The sequence below is a fragment of the Phycicoccus jejuensis genome (assembly GCF_000720925.1).
GTDB classification, from domain to species: Bacteria; Actinomycetota; Actinomycetes; order Actinomycetales; family Dermatophilaceae; genus Phycicoccus; species Phycicoccus jejuensis.
Window position 1 is genome coordinate 164,543 of record NZ_JOEE01000008.1, and the last position, 17,737, is coordinate 182,279.

Consider the following 17,737-nt stretch of genomic DNA (forward strand, 5'->3'; position numbering starts at 1 on the left):
GTCCCTCCCGCGTCCACCCCTACGATGCTCGGCGTGGCGGTCGCACGGTTCGCGGGGCTCGAGGCCCGGGGCGTCGAGGCGGTCGTCCACGACCCCGACGCGCTGACCAGCGGCTTCTGGGCCGTCGTCGTCACCTTCGAGGGCGAGCTGACCGCCGTCCGGATGGGGGAGGTCAGCCGCGGGGCGCCGCCGGCCGTCGACGCCGGCTGGGCCGGCCTCGCGGGGGAGTGGCGCACGAGCCTGGACCGGGACGGGTACGTCGCGGCCGTCGAGGAGGTACGGGCGCGCATCGCCGTGGGCACGGTCTACCAGGTCAACGTCTGCCGGGTGCTCGAGCACGACCTGCCCGACGACGCCTCGATGCTGGGGCTGGGGGCGGTGCTCGCCCGCGGCAACCCCGCGCCGTACGCGGCGACCCTCGACCTCCCGGAGGCCGGACTCGAGATCGCCTGTGCCTCACCGGAGCTGTTCCTCCAGCGGCGTGGTGACCTGGTCCGCTCCGGACCCATCAAGGGCACCGCGCCGACCGCCGGAGGGCTGCTCCCCAAGGACTACAGCGAGAACGTCATGATCGTCGACCTCGTCCGCAACGACCTGGGCCACGTCAGCCGTCCCGGGACGGTGGAGGTCGAGGCGCTCTGCCGGCTCGAGGAGCACCCCGGGCTCGTCCACCTGACCTCCGACGTCGCAGGCCGCCTGCGCCCGGGCACGGGGTGGCGCGAGGTGCTCGCGGCGACCTTCCCGCCGGGCTCGGTCAGTGGCGCGCCGAAGCACACGGCGCTCCGGGCGATCGCCGACCTCGAGCCGGTGCCGCGCGGCCCCTACTGCGGCGCGGTCGGCTGGGTCGACGCCGACCGCGGCGAGGCGGAGCTGGCCGTCGGCATCCGCACCTTCTGGGCCGCCCGCACCGACGACGGACGGCGCGTCCTGCGCTTCGGCACGGGCGCCGGGATCACGTGGGGCAGCTCGCCGGAGGGGGAGTGGGCCGAGACCGAGCTCAAGGCGGCGCGTCTCGTCGCCCTTGCCGCGGGACGGCCGGTCGCGTCTGGGACAGTGTGCGCATGAACGACATCCGCGTGTGGGTCGACGGCGCCCGGGTGGCGGCGGACGGCCCGGCCGTCAGTGCCGTCGACCACGGCGTCACCGTCGGCGACGGAGCGTTCGAGACCGCGAAGATCGACGCCGGCGTGCCGTACGCCGTGAGCCGGCACCTGGCCCGGATGGACCGCTCGCTCGCCGGGCTCGGCCTGCCCGCCGCCGACCACGACCGCGTCCGCGAGGGCATCGCGGCGGTCCTCGACGGCCCCGCCATCCCCTTCGGGCGGCTGCGCTGGACGGTGACCGGCGGCCGGGGGCCGCTGGGCTCGGACCGGCTCGACGCGGGGCTCACCTACATCGTCACCGCCGTCGAGCACGCACGTCCTCCCGCCACCGGCGCGGTCGTCACCGTCCCCTGGGTGCGCAACGAGCGGTCGGCGACCGCAGGGCTCAAGACGACGTCCTACGCCGAGAACGTCGTCGCCCTGGCGCGCGCGCAGGAGCAGGGCGCCGTCGAGGCGCTCTTCGCGAACACGCGCGGCGAGCTGTGCGAGGGCACGGGCAGCAACGTCTTCGTCGTCACCGGCGGGGTCGTGCGCACCCCGCCCCTGTCCAGCGGGTGCCTCGCCGGCATCTCGCGCGAGCTCGTCCTCGAGTGGTGCCGCGCCGAGGGCGTCGAGGTGCTCGAGGAGGACCTCCCGCTGTCGGTGCTCACCGAGGCCGACGAGCTCTTCCTCACCTCGTCCGTCAAGGACGTCATGCCCGTCTCGGCGGTCGACGGGCGGCCGCTGCCGGCGCCCGGACCGCTGACCGCCGCCGTCCGGGCCGCCTGGGCCCGTCACGCCGCCGCCGAAGGAGTCGACCCGTGACCGAGACCCCCACCCGCCGACCCTTCTTCCGACCGGCCGACGACCACGACGAGTGGGCGTGGCGGCAGCGGCTGCGGGCCAACCCCGGCACGCGGTTGGCGCTGCGCCTCGTCGTCGCCGTCGTCGGGCTGGTCCTCGTACTCGGCGGCTTCGCGCTCGTGCCCTTGCCCGGCCCCGGCTGGCTCATCGTCATCCTCGGTCTCGGCGTCTGGGCCTCGGAGATCGAGCCGGCGTCCGACCTCCTCGAGTGGGTCAAGAAGCAGGTGCGCCGGTGGGAGCACTGGATGCGCCGGCAGTCCCGCGGCGTCCAGGCGCTCGTGGCCCTCGCCACCTTCCTGTTCGTCCTCGCCGTGCTCTGGGTGACGTTCCGGCTCACCGGGGTCCCCACGTTCCTGCCCGACGGGCTCGAGGCCTGGATCCACGGCCACCTCGCCCTCTGAGGGGGCCGCACCACGCCGGCCACCCCGATTTCCGCCGGGCCCCCGGCGCCGGGTATCCTCGGCAGGCCGCACGGCGCGGATGTGTAGCTCAGTTGGTCAGAGCGTTCGCTTCACACGCGAGAGGTCGGGGGTTCGAGCCCCTCCACATCCACCAGCACGACGACAGGCCCCGGACCGCGACGCGGACCGGGGCCTCACGCGTCCCACTCCTCGACGCGTGACAAACGGAGGGGTGCGACGTCGGGGCGGAGGTGTATGCATGGGGGATGCACCTGACCGTCCGGGCCATCCACACCTTCCCGGTGCGCGGTGGGGACGCCGTGGCGCACGAGTCCGTCGCGGTGGAGGCCGACGGCCTCGAGGGCGACCGGCGCAAGCGCGCGGCCGTCTCGATCGTCGGCCACGACTCGCCGCACACCCGGGCCAACTTCGTGCTCGACGCGCCGACGGCGGCCGTCGAGGGGCTTGCCGGCACCCTCGTCCGGGTCGGGGGCACGTTGCTCGCCGTCGAGGGCACCGGCAACGCGTGTCCCGGGCTCTACGCCGCGGTCGGCCGGGTCGGCACGGTGCGGGTGGGTGACGTCGTCGAGCGGGTGGAGCACGAGGCGTGAGCACGGTCGCCACCACCGCGCACGACGCGGGCGTCGAGCGGCTGCTGGCCAGCCACCGGGCCATCCCCGACGGCGCCCCCGTCCGCCTGGCCAAGCGCACGAGCAACCTCTTCCGGGGCCGCACCCCGACGGGCGTGCCCGGGCTCGACACGAGCGGTCTCGGGGGCGTCGTGTCCGTCGACCCCGACGCGCGGACGGCCGACGTCCAGGGCATGTGCACGTACGAGGACCTCGTCGACGCCACGCTGCCGCACGGCCTGACGCCCCTCGTCGTCCCCCAGCTGCGCACCATCACGCTCGGGGGCGCGGTGACCGGCCTCGGCATCGAGTCGACGTCGTGGCGCAACGGCCTGCCGCACGAGTCCGTTCTCGAGATGGACGTGCTGACCGGCGGCGGCGACATCGTCACCTGCGACGCCGGCGACCGGCACCCCGACCTCTTCCATGGCTTCCCCAACTCCTACGGGACGCTCGGGTACGCGACCCGGCTGCGCATCGAGCTCGAGCCCGTCGGCCGGACCGTGTCGCTGCGCCACGTGCGCTTCCACGACCTCGACGCCCTCCTCGCGGCCGTCGGCGAGGTGATGTCCACCGGCGCCCACGAGGGCGAGGAGGTCGACTACCTCGACGGCGTCGTCTTCAGCGCGGACGAGTCCTACCTCGTCCTCGGCCGGCGCAGCGACGAGCCCGGCCCGACCAGCGACTACACGGGGCAGCGGGTCTTCTACCGGTCCATCCAGCACGACCACCCGCGCCCGACCCGCGACACCCTGAGCACCCTCGACTACCTCTGGCGCTGGGACACCGACTGGTTCTGGTGCTCGCGCGCGTTCGGGGCGCAGAACCCGTCGCTGCGCCGGGTGTGGCCGCGACGCTGGCTGCGCTCGAGCGCCTACTGGCGGCTCGTCGCCCTGGACCGCCGGTTCGACGTCGCCGACCGCCTCGAGGCGCGCAAGGGGCGGCCTCCGCGCGAGCGCGTCGTCCAGGACGTCGAGATCCCGCTCGAGCGCACGGCCGAGTTCCTGCGCTGGTTCCTCCGCGAGATCCCGATCGAGCCGATCTGGTTGTGCCCGTTGCAGCTCCGTGACGAGCGGACGTGGACCCTCTACCCCCTGCGTCCCGGCGAGCGGTACGTCAACGTCGGGTTCTGGTCGACGGTGCCGATCGACCCGGCGCAGCCGCCCGGCGCGGCGAACCGCCGCATCGAGGACGCGGTGAGCGCCCTCGGCGGGCACAAGTCCCTGTACTCCGAGGCGTTCTACGACGAGGAGACCTTCTGGCGCCACTACGGCGGCGACCACTACCCGGCGCTCAAGGAGCGCTATGACCCCGGTCACCGGCTGCCCGACCTCTACGCGAAGGCCGTGCGCGGTGCCTGACCACCACCCAGGAGGAGAAGAGTGAGCATCGCCCAGATCGTCGAGTCCGTCGTCGACGGACCGCTGCCGCTGCGCGTCGAGGCGTACGACGGGTCGAGCGTCGGACCCGTCGGCGCCGACGTCCGGCTGCGCATCGAGAACCGGCGCGGGATGTCCTACCTCGCGACGGCGCCGGGGGACCTCGGGCTGGCGCGCGCCTACGTCACCGGCGACCTCACGGTGCACGGCGTGCACCCCGGCGACCCGTACGACGTGCTCGCCGCGATGTCGAGCATCCGGTTCCGCCGCCCGGGGCGCGAGCAGGTGCTCGAGCTCTCGCGGATGCTCGGGATGAAGGGCTTCACGCCGCCGCCCCCGCCGCCCCAGGAGAGCCTGCCGCGCTGGCGCCGGCTCGCCGAGGGGCTGCGCCACTCGACGGTGCGCGACGCCGAGGCGATCCACCACCACTACGACGTCTCGAACCGGTTCTACGAGATGGTCCTCGGGCCCTCGATGACCTACACCTGCGCCTGCTACCCGACGGCGGACGCGTCGCTCGAGGAGGCGCAGGAGAACAAGTACCGGCTCGTCTTCGACAAGCTGCGCCTGCAGCCGGGCGACCGGCTGCTCGACATCGGGTGCGGCTGGGGCGGGATGGTCCGCTATGCGGCGCGCCGGGGCGTCTCGGTCGTCGGCGCGACCCTCTCGCGCGAGCAGGCGCTCTGGGCGCAGAAGGCCATCGCCGAGGAGGGGCTGGCCGACCTCGCGGAGGTCCGGCACACGGACTACCGCGACGTGCGCGACACCGGCTTCGACGCCGTCTCGTCGATCGGCCTGACGGAGCACATCGGCGTGCGCAACTACCCGGCGTACTTCGGGTTCATCCGCGACCGGCTGCGGACCGGCGGGCGCCTGCTCAACCACTGCATCACCCGGCCGCACAACCGGCGCACCGAGACCGGCGCCTTCATCGACCGCTACGTCTTCCCCGACGGCGAGCTGACCGGCTCGGGGCGGATCGTCAGCGAGGTGCAGGACGCCGGCCTGGAGGTGCTCCACGAGGAGAACCTGCGCGAGCACTACGCGCTGACCCTCGCCGGCTGGTGCGCGAACCTCGTCGAGCACTGGGACGAGGCCGTCGCCGAGGTCGGCGAGGGCACCGCACGCGTCTGGGGCCTGTACATGGCCGGATCACGACTCGGGTTCGAGCGCAACGAGATCCAGCTGCACCACGTGCTGGCCGTCAAGACGGACGCGGAGGGCCGGCACGACCTGCCGCTGCGCCCGTGGTGGTCCGCCTGACGCGGCTCAGGGCCGCGGGCGCAGCCCGTCCCACACGAGGTCGGTGAGGTCGTCCGAGAGCTCGTCGGCGGTGCGGCCACCGGCGGCCGCGCCGTCGGCGAGCCATGCGTCCGCGGCGGCCCGGACCATCCCGACGAGCGCGACACCCCAGAGGTGGTGGGCCCCGAGCAGCCCCGCGACGTGGTCGGCGATGCGGCCGGTCATGCCGGCGGCGACGTCACCGGCCGGTCGCTCGCCCGGCGGCAGGATCGGCGCGTTGACGATGAACCGGTAGACCTCCGGGTCGTCCTCGACGAGGTGCAGGTAGGCGCCGATGACGGCGCGGACGAGCTCGCGCGTCGGGGGGACCCCGGCGGTCTCGCCGGCGGCGCGGGTGATGCCGCGGATGATCGTGCCGTCGACCCGGTCGGCGACCGCGGCGTAGAGGCCGGCGCGGTCGGTGAGGTGGCGGTAGACGACGGTTTTCGAGGTGCCGGCCTCGGCCGCGATCTCGTCCATCCCGACCTGGGCCCCGTGCCGCCGCACCGCCCGGACGGCGGCCTCGACGAGCTCGCGGCGGCGGGCGAGCCGGTGCTCGTCCCAGCGCGCGCTGCGGCCGTCCGGGGCTGCGCTCGAGGTCACGGGAGCCGACGGTAGCAGGGACCGGCGGTACCTGTTACCTTCGGTATCGGATACAAGCGGCGGGGACCCCCGCCGACCCGGCAGACCCAGGAGCCACCCGGTGCCCACCACCCGTCGCGCCGCCGTCCTCGGCGGCAACCGCATCCCCTTCGCCCGCCAGTTCGGCCCCTACGCGGAGGCCTCGAACCAGGACATGCTGACCGCCACCCTCGAGGGTCTCGTCGCCCGGCACGGGCTCGCGGGGGAGCGCGTGGGGGAGGTCGTGGCCGGCGCCGTCATCAAGCACAGCCGCGACTTCAACCTCACCCGCGAGGCGGTGCTCGGCTCCAGCCTCGCGCCCGACACCCCGGCGTACGACATCCAGCAGGCCTGTGGCACCGGCCTCGAGGCGACGATCCTCGTGGCCAACAAGATCGCGCTCGGGCAGGCCGAGTCCGCGATCGCGGGCGGGGTCGACTCGGCCTCCGACGCGCCGATCGTCGTGCCCGAGCGGCTGCGCCGCAAGCTCCTGCGCCTCTCGCGCGCCAAGACCCCGGCCGACCGCGCCCGGGCGGCGATCACGTTGCGCCCCACCGACCTCGGTATCCAGGTGCCGGCGGCCACCGAGCCGCGCACCGGCATGTCGATGGGCCAGCACATGGCGATCACCGCCGCCCGGTGGGGGGTCACCCGCGAGGCGCAGGACGAGCTCGCCCTCGCGTCGCACCAGCACCTCGCGGCCGCCTACGAGCGCGGCTTCTTCGACGACCTCGTGACGCCGTACCTCGGGCTGACACGGGACCAGAACCTGCGCCCGGACACGACGCTCGAGAAGCTGGGGTCGCTGCGCACCGCCTTCGGCTCCGGCCCCGACGCGACGATGACGGCCGGCAACTCGACGCCGCTGTCCGACGGCGCCTCGGCGGTGCTGCTCGGCTCGCAGGAGTGGGCCGCCGCCCACGGGCTGACGCCGCTCGCGTGGTTCGTCGACGGCGAGACCGCCGCGGTCGACCACCTGGGCGGCGAGGAGGGCCTGCTCATGGCGCCGGCCTACGCCGTCCCGCGGATGCTCGCCCGCCAGGGCCTGACCCTGCAGGACTTCGACCTCTACGAGATCCACGAGGCCTTCGCGGCGACCGTGCTCTCGACGCTCGCCGCCTGGGAGAGCCCCGAGTTCTGCCGCGAGCGCCTCGGCCTGGAGGCGCCGCTGGGGAGCATCGACCGGTCGAGGCTCAACGTCAACGGCTCCTCCCTGGCCGCCGGCCACCCGTTCGCGGCGACCGGTGGGCGCATCGTCGCGTCGCTGGCCAAGCAGCTGCACGAGAAGGGCTCCGGCGCACGGGGGCTCATCTCGATCTGCGCCGCCGGCGGGCAGGGCGTCGTCGCGATCCTCGAGGCGGCCTGAGATGCCGCGCTCCGACGGCTACACCTCCTTCGTCAACAGCGGCCTCGGCCGGCGGCTCGCCTCCTCGCTCGGGCTGCCGCAGCCGGTCCCGCTGCGCCGGTACTCGCCGGGCGCGCCGCTCGTCGAGGGTCCGGTCCTGGTGGGCGGCCACGACGACACCCCCGCGGTCGGGGCGCTGCGCGACGGTCTGGCCGCCGCCGGGGCCGAGCTCGTCGACACCGTGCCCGACGGCGCGCGGCTCGGCGGTGTCGTCGTCGACCTCACGGCCGCGCGTGCGCCCGAGGACCTCGAGTCGCTGCGCGCGACCCTCGGTCCGGCGCTCAAGCGGCTCGGGCGATGCGCCCGCGTCGTCGTCGTCGGCCGTCACCCCGAGGCCGCGGCCACGGTGGCCCAGAGGGCCGCGCGGCGGGCGCTCGAGGGCATCACGCGCTCGGTCGGCAAGGAGCTGCGGGCCGGCGCCACCGCCAACCTCGTGCTCGTCACCGAGGGATCCGAGGCCGCGGCGCTCGGGACGGTGACGTTCCTCCTGTCGGGCCGGTCGGCGTACGTCGACGGTCAGGTGTTCCGGGTCGGCGAGGGGGAGGCGGCCGCACCCGCGGACGCCGAGCGCCCACTGGCCGGCAAGGTCGCCGTCGTCACCGGGGCTGCGCGCGGCATCGGGGCCGACATCGCCCGCACGCTGCACCGCGACGGCGCCACCGTCGTCTGCGTCGACGTGCCCGCCGCGGGCGCCTCGCTGGCCACGGTGGCCAACGGCGTCGGGGGGACCGCACTGCAGCTCGACGTCACCGCGGCCGACGCGGGTGCCCGCATCCTCGAGCACGCCCGCACCCGGCACGGTGGCCTCGACGTCGTCGTGCACAACGCGGGCATCACCCGCGACAAGCTGCTGGCCAACACCGACGCCGACCGCTGGGACTCCGTCGTCCGCGTCAACCTCCTCTCGATCCTCGCGATGAACGAGACGCTCCTCGCGAAGGACGGTGTGCGCGAGGGCGGCCGGGTCGTGCTCGTGTCGTCGATCGCCGGTATCGCCGGCAACCGTGGCCAGGCGAACTACGCGGCGTCCAAGGCCGGTGTCATCGGTCTCGTCGACGGGTACGCGGACGACCGTGCGCTGCGCCGACGAGGCATCACGGTCAATGCCGTCGCACCGGGCTTCATCGAGACCGAGATGACCGCGCGCATCCCGCTCGGCACCCGCGAGGTGGGGCGCCGGCTCAACAGCCTCGCGCAGGGCGGGCTGCCGGTCGACGTCGCGGAGGCCATCGCCTTCTTCGCCGGTGACGCCCAGGCCGCGGTGTCCGGCAACGTCGTCCGCGTGTGCGGCCAGAGCCTGCTCGGGGCCTGACGGTGGCCGTCGAGACACTGGCGACGCTGCCCGCGACGGCGCCCCTGCTCGCCCGGGCCGCGGTCACCGCGCGTGGCCGCCGGGGGAGCGAGGTGCCCCAGCGGACGCTGCGCGTCGAGGACGTGCGCGTCGACCGGGGCCGGCTCGCGGCCTACCAGCGGCTGACCGGGTACGACGTGTCCGACACCGTGCCGCAGCCGTACCCGTGGGTGCTGGCCTTCCCGCTGCAGACGGCGCTCATGACGCGACCGGACTTCCCGCTCGCCCTGCCGGGGCTGGTCCACCTCGAGAACCGGGTCACGACGCATCGCCCCCTCGACGCCTCGGAGCCGCTGACGTTCGACGTGACGGCGGGAGACCTCCGTCCGCACCGGAGGGGGCGCACGCTCGACGTCCGCCTCGAGGCGCGCGTCGACGACGAGCTCGTCTGGACGTGCGACAGCGTCTACCTCTCCCGCGGTCGCGGCGACGAGGACGCTCCGCGCGGCGACGCCCCGCCGCAGGCCCCGGACGGGCCGGCCGTCGCCGTCTGGCGGCTGCCCGACGGGCTGGGGCGTGAGTACGCCGGCGTCTCCGGCGACGTCAACCCCATCCACCTGCACCCGCTGGCGGCGCGGGCGATGGGCTTCCGGCGGCACATCGCCCACGGGATGTGGACCTACGCACGCACCCTCGCGGCGCTCGGCCGGACCTCGCTCGGGCCCTCGACGAGCCGGGTGTGGTTCACCAAGCCCGTGTTCCTGCCGAGCACGGTCGAGCTCGTCGTCGGGCGCGCACCGGGTGCCACCACGGCCGCGCTGCGGTCGCGTCGGGACCCCCCGACGACGCACCTCGTGCTGACGCTGGAGGCCTGACCCGGCGGTTCCGTCGACCTCCGGCGGTGGCTAGGGTCGGGAGGATGACCACCCAGGCCACGACCCGCCGCGGCATCCGCGCGACCCTCGAGCGGTGGGGCGACACCGCCCGGGCCGTGCTGCGTGGCCCGGGGCCCGAGCGCGACGACGCCCTGATGCTCGTGAAGTCGGCGGCGGCCGCCGTCCTCGCGTGGCAGCTCGCCGTCGTCGTCGTCGACAGCAGCACCTCGTTCTACGCGCCCCTCGCGGCGCTCCTCGTCGTCGACCGCACGATCGTCCGGTCGCTGTGGCAGAGCGTGGAGCGCCTCGTCGCCGTCGTCGTCGGGATGAGCGTCGCCTGGGGGGTCGGCAACCTCGTCGGCGTCACGTGGTGGTCGATGGTCCTCGTCCTCCTGCTGGCGCTCGTCATCGGCCGGTGGGACCGGCTGGGGGCGCACGGCATCCAGGTGCCGACGATGGTCCTGCTCTCGCTGCTCAGCCTCCAGTGGGACAGCGTCTCGTTCACCGCGGTGACCATCCTCGACACGATGCTCGGCGGTGTCGTCGGCGTCGTCGTCAACGCGGTGGTCCTCGCCCCGATGCACCTGACCGGTCCGCGGCGCGCCGTCCTGGAGCTGACCGAGCGGCTGCGGGGCCTCCTCGACGACATGGCCGAGGGGCTGCGCGCGGGCTGGGACGCCGACGTCGCCCGGGGCTGGCACGACCGGGCGACCAGCGTCGGGGTCGACGTGCCGGCGGTCCTCGAGGCGGTCGAGACCGGTCGCGAGAGCACGCGGCTGAACCTGCGCCACCGGCTGCGCCCGGCCCGCATCGACTGGGACGGGTACGTCGGGGCCGTGCACGCGGTGCAGCGCAGCCAGTGGCCGGTTGCCGGGATCGCCCGCACCCTCGCCGACGCGGCGGCCGAGTCGCAGTGGCAGGCGTCGCCGTCGCCCGAGTGGCTCGGGTGCTACGCCGAGGTCCTCGAGCACCTCGGCGCGGCGGCGGCCCGGTTCGGCGTGCACCGCGGCGAGTCCGACCGCGAGGTGCAGGGGCACCTCGACGCCGCCGTTGCGGCCCTTCAGCAGCTCGCGGACGAGGTGCGCTCGACACCGCTGGACGACCCCCGGGCCTGGCCGGCGTACGGCAGCCTCGTCGTCGAGGCGCACCGGCTCGTCGAGGAGATCCGCGCCGGCCACGCCGGGGCGTCCGTCCCGACCGACACGGGGGCGCTGCGCGCACCGCTCGCCGAGGGCATCGCCGGGATGGCCGGAGCCCGCGCGCAGGAGGCGTTGCGGCGGCGCGATGGTGCCGACCGTGCGTCAGGTCCCGAGGCGTAGCACCCGGGTGTAGAAGGCGAGCTCGCGCTCGAGGGCGTCGACGACGGTCTCCGGGCGGCGGAAGCCGTGACCCTCGCCCTCGTAGACGGCGAGCTCGACGTCGTGGCCGGCGGCGCGCATCGCGGCGGCCATGTCCTCGGCCTGCGCCAGCGGGACGACCCTGTCGTCGGTGCCTTGGAGCAGGAGCAGCTCGCCGTGGAGGCGGTCGGCGTGGTGGACCGGCGAGCGGTCGCGGTAGACCTCCTCGCCCTCGGGCCACGGCGCGACGAGGCGGTCGCAGTAGCGCGACTCGAACTTGTGCGTGTCGCGGGCCAGGGCGGCGAGGTCGGCGACCCCGAAAAGACTCGTGCCCGCCGCGAAGACGTCGCTCGTCGTCATCGCGCGCAGGACGACGTACCCGCCGGCGCTCCCGCCACGGACCGCGAGCCGGGTCGCGTCCGCGCGCCCCGCCTCGGCGACGGAGCGGGCGCCGGTCACACAGTCGTCGATGTCGAGCACGCCCCAGCGGCCGCGCAGACGGTTGCGGTAGGCGCGGCCGTAGCCCGTGCTGCCCGAGTAGTTGACGGTGAGCACTGCGAAGCCCCTGGTCGTCCAGAACTGGGTCGAGGACAGGTACGAGGTCTCGGCTCGGCTCGTGGGTCCGCCGTGCGCGAGGACGAGCAGCGGGGGTCGCTCGTCCTCCGGCCCGGTGACGCCGTGGAGGCAGGGCGGGTTGAGGAAGCCGTGGACGGCGTCGCCGTCGGAGTTGGTCCACGACCACGGCTCCGGCTGCGAGACCGAGGCCGGGTCGGGGTCGGTGGGGGCGGAGGAGGCGAGGACGCGGAAGGGCCCGCCGGCCGGGCCGCGGACGACCTGCGGCAGCCCGTCGGTGCGGCCGCGCTTGAACGCGACCTCGTCCCCGGCGGCGGTGAGGTGGTCGTGGAAGGAGCCCGCACCGGCGCTCGGGACGACCACGCCGCTCGACGCCTCGAGGACCCCCAGGCCCTGGCCGGCCTCCTCGAACCAGCGGACGAGGACGCGGTCGGCGTCGAGGACGGCGAGGTCGCGCATCCCAAGCGACCACTGGGGCTGGGCGTGGTCGGCCTCGGTGGCGTGGACCGGGTGCGGACCGTCGCCGGCGTCGCGGTGGACCAGCCACCAGCCGGACTCGTCGGAGACGAACCACAGGGCGCCGTCGGGGCCGAAGGTCGGCTGGGCGACCGAGACCTCGTCGCCGCCCGCGACGACGTGGGGCTCGCCGGCGCCCTCGTCGGTGAGCCGGGCGCGCAGGAGCCGCGTGGTGTCCCACGGCATGTCGGGGTGGTCCCACGTGACCCAGGCGAGGTCGGTGCCGTCGGGGGAGACCGCCGGCCGGGAGACGAAGTCGCTGCCGGTGTGCAGCACGAGCCCGCCGTCGGCGTTGTCGCCGTGGAGGTCGAGGCGGACCAGCTCGTTCGCGGGCTCGCCGTCGCCGGTGTGGTCCTCACGCACGGCGAAGACGTGCTCGCCGTGGAGCACGAACCCCGCGTAGCGCCGGTTCGCCTCGGGGGTGATGGCGACGGGGTCCGTGCTGCCGGGGTCGAGCCGGTGGACGCGGTCGTCGCCGAGGTGCGAGAAGACGACGGTGCCGTCGACGACGGCGTACGCCCCGCCGCCGTACTCGTGGACGCGGGTGCGGACGTTCCAGGGCGCGGGGAGGAGCTCGGTGCTCGTCGTGCCGTCGTGGCGGACGAGGGTCTGGCGCCCACCCTCGCGCGGGCGCGACTCGAGCCAGTAGGTGTGCTCGCCGTCGGTACGCACCTCGTCCAGCATCACCTGCCCGCCGGTGAGGTCCTCGGGGGAGATCGGGGAGGGCCAGGTGCCGTAGGGGAGGGTCCGCATCGGGCGAGCCTAGGCGTCGGGGCGCTCAGGCGGGCAGGAGTGTGAGCAGGTGGTCCTCGAGGGCCGAGCGTCGGGGCGGGTCGGTGCCCCACCCGAGCAGCGGCGGTGCCGTCCCGTGGTGGGTGCGGCCGGTCGGGGTGGTCGTGCGCAGGGTGTGCGGCGGGCCGCGGACGAGGTCGACCCGCCAGCCGGGTGCCTCCTTGACCTGGTTGCAGCGGGCGCACCGACCCCCGGCGTTGACGTAGCTCGTGGGTCCGCCGAGGCGCACGGGCTCGGTGTGGTCGGCGTGCACGACCGGCGCGTCGCACCACGGGGTGGAGCAGACGTCGTCGCGCAGCACGACCATCCGGCGCAGGAGACCGGCGAAGGTGCGCCGGCGCGCGTCCATCGCGACGAGGTCGCGGCCGTCCGGCGTCGTGAAGAGCCGACGCAGCCACACCGAGGCGGGCCCGGCGTCGCGCACCCAGGCGCGGGCCACCGGGGCAGGGACCGAGCCGTGGCCGGGGACTCGGGCCGGCTCGTCGACGGAGCGGTCGGGGTCGCCGAGACCGAGGAGTGCGCGGTCGGTCATCACGAGGTGGACCTCGACGGGCTGCACCTGGCCCGGGAGGAGGCCGGCGAGCAGCCGCAGCGCGGTGTCGGCGGCCCCGGCACCCCGGCCCTCCGGGGACTCGTCCGGGCACTGCCCACCGACGACGGCGCGGGCGCGGGCGGTCAGGGCCGCGTGGGCGCCGATGACCTCGCGCATCGGCCCGAGCACGGTGAGCCAGGCCATGCCGTCGGGGGCCGGGCGGACCGACACCCGGCGCGAGCGGACGGCGGCCTCCATCCGGGCCACGACGGAGGCGGCGTCGAGCTCGGCGGCGACGCGCCGGGCCGCTCGACCGAGCGCGTGCGGGGACAGCGCCGGCATGACGGCGGCGAGGCGGGCGTCGACCTCGGCGCGGTGCTCGCGGGTGAGCGTCGCGGTCTCGCGCGTGACCTCGAGGGCGTGCCGCTCGCCGATCGCGCCCGTCGTGAGGTGGGCCAGCGTGGCGGGCAGCTCCTCGACGAGCGCCCGCGAGAGCCCGACGAACCGGTCACCGAGCGTCGGCGACTCCCGCCGGGCGAGGGCGACCTCGGAGCCCACCGAGCGCAGCGCGTCCTGCGGGGCGGCGGCCTCGCGCGAGCGGCGGACGGCGTGCACGGCGCGGGCCTGTGCCGCGGTCGCGGCACCCTTGAGCCGCTCGAGCTCGTCGACCAGCGCGAGGCGATCATGGTCGCTCATCGCCGCGATGTCAATGTGCGCCAACGACTTTCGCACGTCCGCCATCCCCTCGACCGGCCCCCGGTCGAGGGCCGCGTTGCGGGCCGTCGCCTCCATGACCCAAACCTAGACGCGACCACCGACAGAGCCCCTTCCCGGCAAGGGCAGCGGGCGCCCTCAGGTCCGAGGTCGGCCGTGCGCCGATCGTCTTGGTCGGAACGAACCCGGGTGGGGACGTCGGTGCACGCATTCGTCGGTACCGGGCCGTACGGCGTGGGGGTCGCTCAGCGTTCGGGCGATCACCCGTCTCGACGTCACACGAGGTGGCGTTCACAGTCGGACTCGTCGCTTCATCCTCGTGCCGGCCGACAGGTCGACCGAGGGTGCCTTGCCGCCGACGACCCCATGGTGCTCATGGTCACCGACACGCTGTCCCGCAACCTGAGGACCGGATGCACGGCGCCGGGTTACGTCACGGGAACCACCGACGACATCGAAGGAATCCGACCGGCGGACGGCAGACACGTCGCCCGCGGACACAGCGGGTACTGGCGGTACAAGATCGTCAACCCGCGCCTCGAGGGGAGCACGGAATTCGCCCCTCGCCGCTAGACGACCGGGCTCCACCCCGACCGGGGGCGCTCAGCGCAGGCGGACCCCGACCTCGGCCGCCACCGCCTCGACCATCGTCGTCAGGCGCGCGGCGCGGGCGGGCATCGTGCGGCGGTAGGTGGCGAGGGTGAGGATGCCGGGACCGACGAAGGACCAGGCGCGCGCCCGGGCCCACGTCGCGTCGTCGGCGCCCGCGGCCGAGCGGAACGTCGCCCGGGCGGAGGCCCCGAACAGGCCCCAGGCGTAGAGCAGGTCGACCGAGCGGTCGCCGACGCCGAGCCCGCCGAAGTCGACCACACCGGTCAGGTGGCCGTCGTCGGCGCAGAGCACGTTCTCGGGCGAGAGGTCGGTGTGCACCCAGCACGGGGGAGCGGACGCCGGTGGCACGTCCCGCAGCCGGCGCCAGGCCTCGCGGACGGCGGTCGGGTCGAGGAGGTCGGCGAGCGCATGCGCCGCCTCGTCGGCCCAGGCGTCGATCGTGTCGGTCACCGGTTCGCCGCTGCGGTACCCCCAGAGCTCCGGCCCGGCCGGCACGCCGGCGACGGGGAGCGCGTGCAGCGCGTCGACGAAGGTCCCGAGGTCGCGCGCGAGGCGTTCCTCGTCGTCGGCCGTCAGCGCCAGCGGCACCTCGCCCGGCAGCCAGGTGACGACCGACCACGGCCGGTCGAGCTCGGCGCTCGGACGTCCCACGGCGACCACCTCGGGCACCGGCGTCGGCAGGGACGGCCCGAGCTGCGGCAGCCAGCGCGCCTCCGTGAGGAGGTCCGGCACGTACCGCGCCTCGCGCGGCATCCGCACGGCGAGGTCGTCCCCGAGCCGGAAGACAGCGTTGCTGCTGCCACTCGTCGGGCTCGGGCGGACGGGCAGGTCGGCGAGGTGCGGCAGCTGGTCGCGCAGCAGCCGCGTCACCAGGCTCGGCGAGGGCGGCACGGCGGCGGGCGAGGGCGGGGGCACCGGGACATCATGCGGGCGCCGTGGTGGATGGCGGTGCCAGACTCACCGCCATGACGGACCCAAGGACGGCCCCGCGGCCCTACGACGAGCTCGACGAGGAGGGCCAGGTCGAGGCGCTGCGCCCCGCCGCGCTCGACGCCGCCGGCGAGTTCGGGCTGGACGTCGACCGGATGGAGGTCCTGCTCCACGCGTACAACACGACCTTCCGCGTCGACACCCGCGACGGCCGGCGCCTGGCGCTGCGCGTGGGGACGAACTCCAAGAGCACCCCGGCGAACGTCCTGGCCCAGCAGGCGTGGCAGGAGACCATCGCGACGGAGACCGACGTCGTCGTGCCACGGCCGCTGCGCACGCGTGCGGGGGAGTGGTTCGCCCGCACCACGCCCGCCGCGCTGGGCCGCCCGGTGCTCGTGACCGCCGCGTCGTGGCTCGAGGGCGACGACGCGCGCGACGGGGCCGGGGCGGAGTGGGCGCGCGCTCTCGGCCGCGCCACGGCCGCGCTGCACCGGCACGCCGCCACCTGGCGGATGCCCGACGGCGCCGAGCTGCCGCGGTTCGCCGAGCCGCTGTTCGGCGACGCGGACGTGCTGAGCAGCGCGCCCGGGCTCGACGCCGACGGCCGCGCGGTCGTCGCCGAGGGGATGGCCCGCGCCCGGGACGCCTTCGACCGCCTCTACGCCGGTGCCGAGGTCTTGCCGCTGCACGCGGACCTGCACGGCGGCAACCTCAAGTGGCACGAGGGACGGCTCGCGGTCTTCGACTTCGACGACGCCGGCCTGGGCCTGCCCGTCCTCGACCTCGCCATCACGACCTTCTACCTGCGGCGTGGCGGGGACGAGGCGGCCGAGGTGGCGCTGCGCGACGGGTACACCGACGTCCTGCCGTGGCCCGACGTCGCACCGGCCGATGTCGAGGCGCTCGTCGCGTCCCGCCAGCTGCTCCTGGCCAACGACCTCCTCGGGTCGAGCACGGCCTCGCTGCGCGCCATGGCCGCCGGCTACCTCGTCACGACGGTGGCGAGGCTTCGCCACTGGTTCGACACCGGCACGTTCCGCCTCGACGTCGAGGGCTGACGGCCTCGCCGCGGTCAGAGGGAGTGGTGCACCCAGACCGCCGGCTCGACGTACACCGCGTGGTCGTGCTCCAGGCTGACGTGGACCGGGTTCAGCGCGAAGGGGACCACCACCTCACCCGAGGCGTCGAAGGGCTCGCCGGTCCAGGAGCGCCACTCGGCCAGCGACCCGGAGATCGTCATCGCCCGTGGGCACACCGTCCGGATCGTCCCGCCCGCCCTCACGTGCAGCCGCAGCCACGGGTCGGTGGGGAGGCCGTCGGCCCGCACTCGCGACGCGTACTCCGTCATCGGGGTGTGCGGCTCGTCGGCCTTGCGGCTGGGCCGCACCGGCGCCACGAGGTCGCGGTACCCCAGCCCGGCGGCGTTGGCCCGCTTGTGCTCGAGGAGGACGGACGCCAGCCCCGTGCCGCGCAGGTCGGGGCGGATCGTCACCTCGAGCGCCGACACGTGGGTCGGCCGGCGACCCGCGACCTCGTCGAGCCAGGCCCACCGGATGACCCCGTCCCAGCCGTCGTCGGGCAGCTCGTCGCGGCCGGTGTCGCCTCCGAACGCGAAGGGCACCGAGCACGAGCGGGCGACCGGACGGTCGAGGTGCTCGGCGTCGAACGCGAGGAGCGTGTGGGCGGCGAACGTCGTGCCCGCCCGAGCGAAGAAGAGGTCACCGACCGGGTCCTGCTGCAGGAAGCGCGGCCAGTCGAGGGCGGGGTCCCACAGGTGGTGGGCCATGTCCGGACGCTCGGCGAGGTTGACGACGACGAGGTCCATGGGGTCAGGCTAGGTCCCTCGCGGGGGCGACGTCGCGCTCCGCCCGCAGGGGGAGGCGCCGGCTCCGCCACCGTGGTC

The 17,737-nt window shown here is 75.1% G+C and carries 16 protein-coding genes and 1 tRNA gene; 12 read left to right on the plus strand and 5 right to left on the minus strand.

Translation table 11 applies throughout. The features are described from left to right. Positions 1 to 33: 33 nt before the first annotated feature. From IG69_RS0115550 to IG69_RS0115580, 7 genes are all read left to right on the plus strand, one after another. On the plus strand, positions 34 to 1,065 hold the full coding sequence (locus IG69_RS0115550; RefSeq protein ID WP_245616171.1) for a chorismate-binding protein: 1,032 nt from the start codon (positions 34 to 36) through the stop codon (positions 1,063 to 1,065). After that, a complete protein-coding gene (locus IG69_RS0115555) occupies positions 1,062 to 1,907 on the plus strand; it encodes an aminotransferase class IV (RefSeq protein ID WP_211251024.1) in 846 nt (281 codons plus the stop codon). Before IG69_RS0115550 ends, IG69_RS0115555 begins: the two co-directional genes overlap by 4 nt. After that, positions 1,904 to 2,347: a TIGR02611 family protein gene (locus tag IG69_RS0115560; protein ID WP_051750631.1), complete on the plus strand. Its 444-nt coding sequence runs from the start codon at positions 1,904 to 1,906 to the stop codon at positions 2,345 to 2,347. Before IG69_RS0115555 ends, IG69_RS0115560 begins: the two co-directional genes overlap by 4 nt. 77 nt (positions 2,348 to 2,424) lie before the next feature. Beyond that, positions 2,425 to 2,501, plus strand: a tRNA-Val gene (locus IG69_RS0115565). 112 nt (positions 2,502 to 2,613) lie between these two features. After that, positions 2,614 to 2,958, plus strand: a complete 345-nt coding sequence (locus IG69_RS20405) for a hypothetical protein (protein WP_051750632.1) — start codon at positions 2,614 to 2,616, stop codon at positions 2,956 to 2,958. Continuing rightward, entirely contained in the window at positions 2,955 to 4,337 is a 1,383-nt protein-coding gene (locus IG69_RS0115575) for an FAD-binding oxidoreductase (RefSeq protein WP_030529096.1), read from the plus strand. The genes IG69_RS20405 and IG69_RS0115575 overlap by 4 nt, the downstream gene beginning before the upstream one ends. Positions 4,338 to 4,358: 21 nt before the next feature. Beyond that, entirely contained in the window at positions 4,359 to 5,618 is a 1,260-nt protein-coding gene (locus tag IG69_RS0115580; protein WP_036830344.1) for a class I SAM-dependent methyltransferase, read from the plus strand. Positions 5,619 to 5,624: 6 nt separating this feature from the next. On the opposite strand, the gene IG69_RS0115585 is transcribed toward IG69_RS0115580, so the two are convergent. Continuing rightward, positions 5,625 to 6,239, minus strand: a complete 615-nt coding sequence (locus IG69_RS0115585) for a TetR/AcrR family transcriptional regulator (protein ID WP_030529098.1) — start codon at positions 6,237 to 6,239, stop codon at positions 5,625 to 5,627. 100 nt (positions 6,240 to 6,339) lie between these two features. Here IG69_RS0115585 and IG69_RS0115590 point away from each other — a divergent pair, with 100 nt between their 5' ends. The 4 genes from IG69_RS0115590 to IG69_RS0115605 are packed head-to-tail and all read left to right on the plus strand — an operon-like array spanning position 6,340 to position 11,147. Continuing rightward, positions 6,340 to 7,623, plus strand: a complete 1,284-nt coding sequence (locus IG69_RS0115590; RefSeq protein ID WP_030529099.1) for an acetyl-CoA C-acetyltransferase — start codon at positions 6,340 to 6,342, stop codon at positions 7,621 to 7,623. Between the two features lies 1 nt (position 7,624). Continuing rightward, positions 7,625 to 8,974, plus strand: coding sequence for a 3-oxoacyl-ACP reductase (locus tag IG69_RS0115595; RefSeq protein ID WP_030529100.1), 1,350 nt, complete (start codon positions 7,625 to 7,627; stop codon positions 8,972 to 8,974). A gap of 2 nt (positions 8,975 to 8,976) precedes the next feature. Further along, complete coding sequence (locus tag IG69_RS0115600; protein WP_030529101.1) at positions 8,977 to 9,828, plus strand: MaoC/PaaZ C-terminal domain-containing protein; 852 nt, start codon at positions 8,977 to 8,979, stop codon at positions 9,826 to 9,828. A gap of 44 nt (positions 9,829 to 9,872) precedes the next feature. Next, entirely contained in the window at positions 9,873 to 11,147 is a 1,275-nt protein-coding gene (locus IG69_RS0115605) for an aromatic acid exporter family protein (protein ID WP_030529102.1), read from the plus strand. On the opposite strand, the gene IG69_RS0115610 is transcribed toward IG69_RS0115605, so the two are convergent. The 3 genes from IG69_RS0115610 to IG69_RS0115625 form a co-directional block, all read right to left on the minus strand. Next, positions 11,130 to 13,007: an alpha/beta hydrolase family protein gene (locus IG69_RS0115610; RefSeq protein WP_030529103.1), complete on the minus strand. Its 1,878-nt coding sequence runs from the start codon at positions 13,005 to 13,007 to the stop codon at positions 11,130 to 11,132. The two genes, IG69_RS0115605 and IG69_RS0115610, sit on opposite strands and share 18 nt — an antisense overlap. Before the next feature lie 25 nt (positions 13,008 to 13,032). Further along, positions 13,033 to 14,370: a DUF222 domain-containing protein gene (locus IG69_RS0115615; protein WP_051750633.1), complete on the minus strand. Its 1,338-nt coding sequence runs from the start codon at positions 14,368 to 14,370 to the stop codon at positions 13,033 to 13,035. 525 nt (positions 14,371 to 14,895) lie between these two features. Further along, positions 14,896 to 15,819 (minus strand): aminoglycoside phosphotransferase family protein, encoded by a 924-nt coding sequence (locus IG69_RS0115625; RefSeq protein WP_030529106.1) that lies wholly within the window; start codon positions 15,817 to 15,819, stop codon positions 14,896 to 14,898. A gap of 50 nt (positions 15,820 to 15,869) precedes the next feature. Here IG69_RS0115625 and IG69_RS20410 point away from each other — a divergent pair, with 50 nt between their 5' ends. Next, a complete protein-coding gene (locus tag IG69_RS20410) occupies positions 15,870 to 16,892 on the plus strand; it encodes a phosphotransferase enzyme family protein (protein WP_036830348.1) in 1,023 nt (340 codons plus the stop codon). A 14-nt stretch (positions 16,893 to 16,906) separates the two neighbouring features. Here IG69_RS20410 and IG69_RS0115635 read toward each other — a convergent pair whose 3' ends face one another. Continuing rightward, a complete protein-coding gene (locus IG69_RS0115635) occupies positions 16,907 to 17,659 on the minus strand; it encodes a hypothetical protein (RefSeq protein WP_030529107.1) in 753 nt (250 codons plus the stop codon). Positions 17,660 to 17,737: the final 78 nt, after the last annotated feature.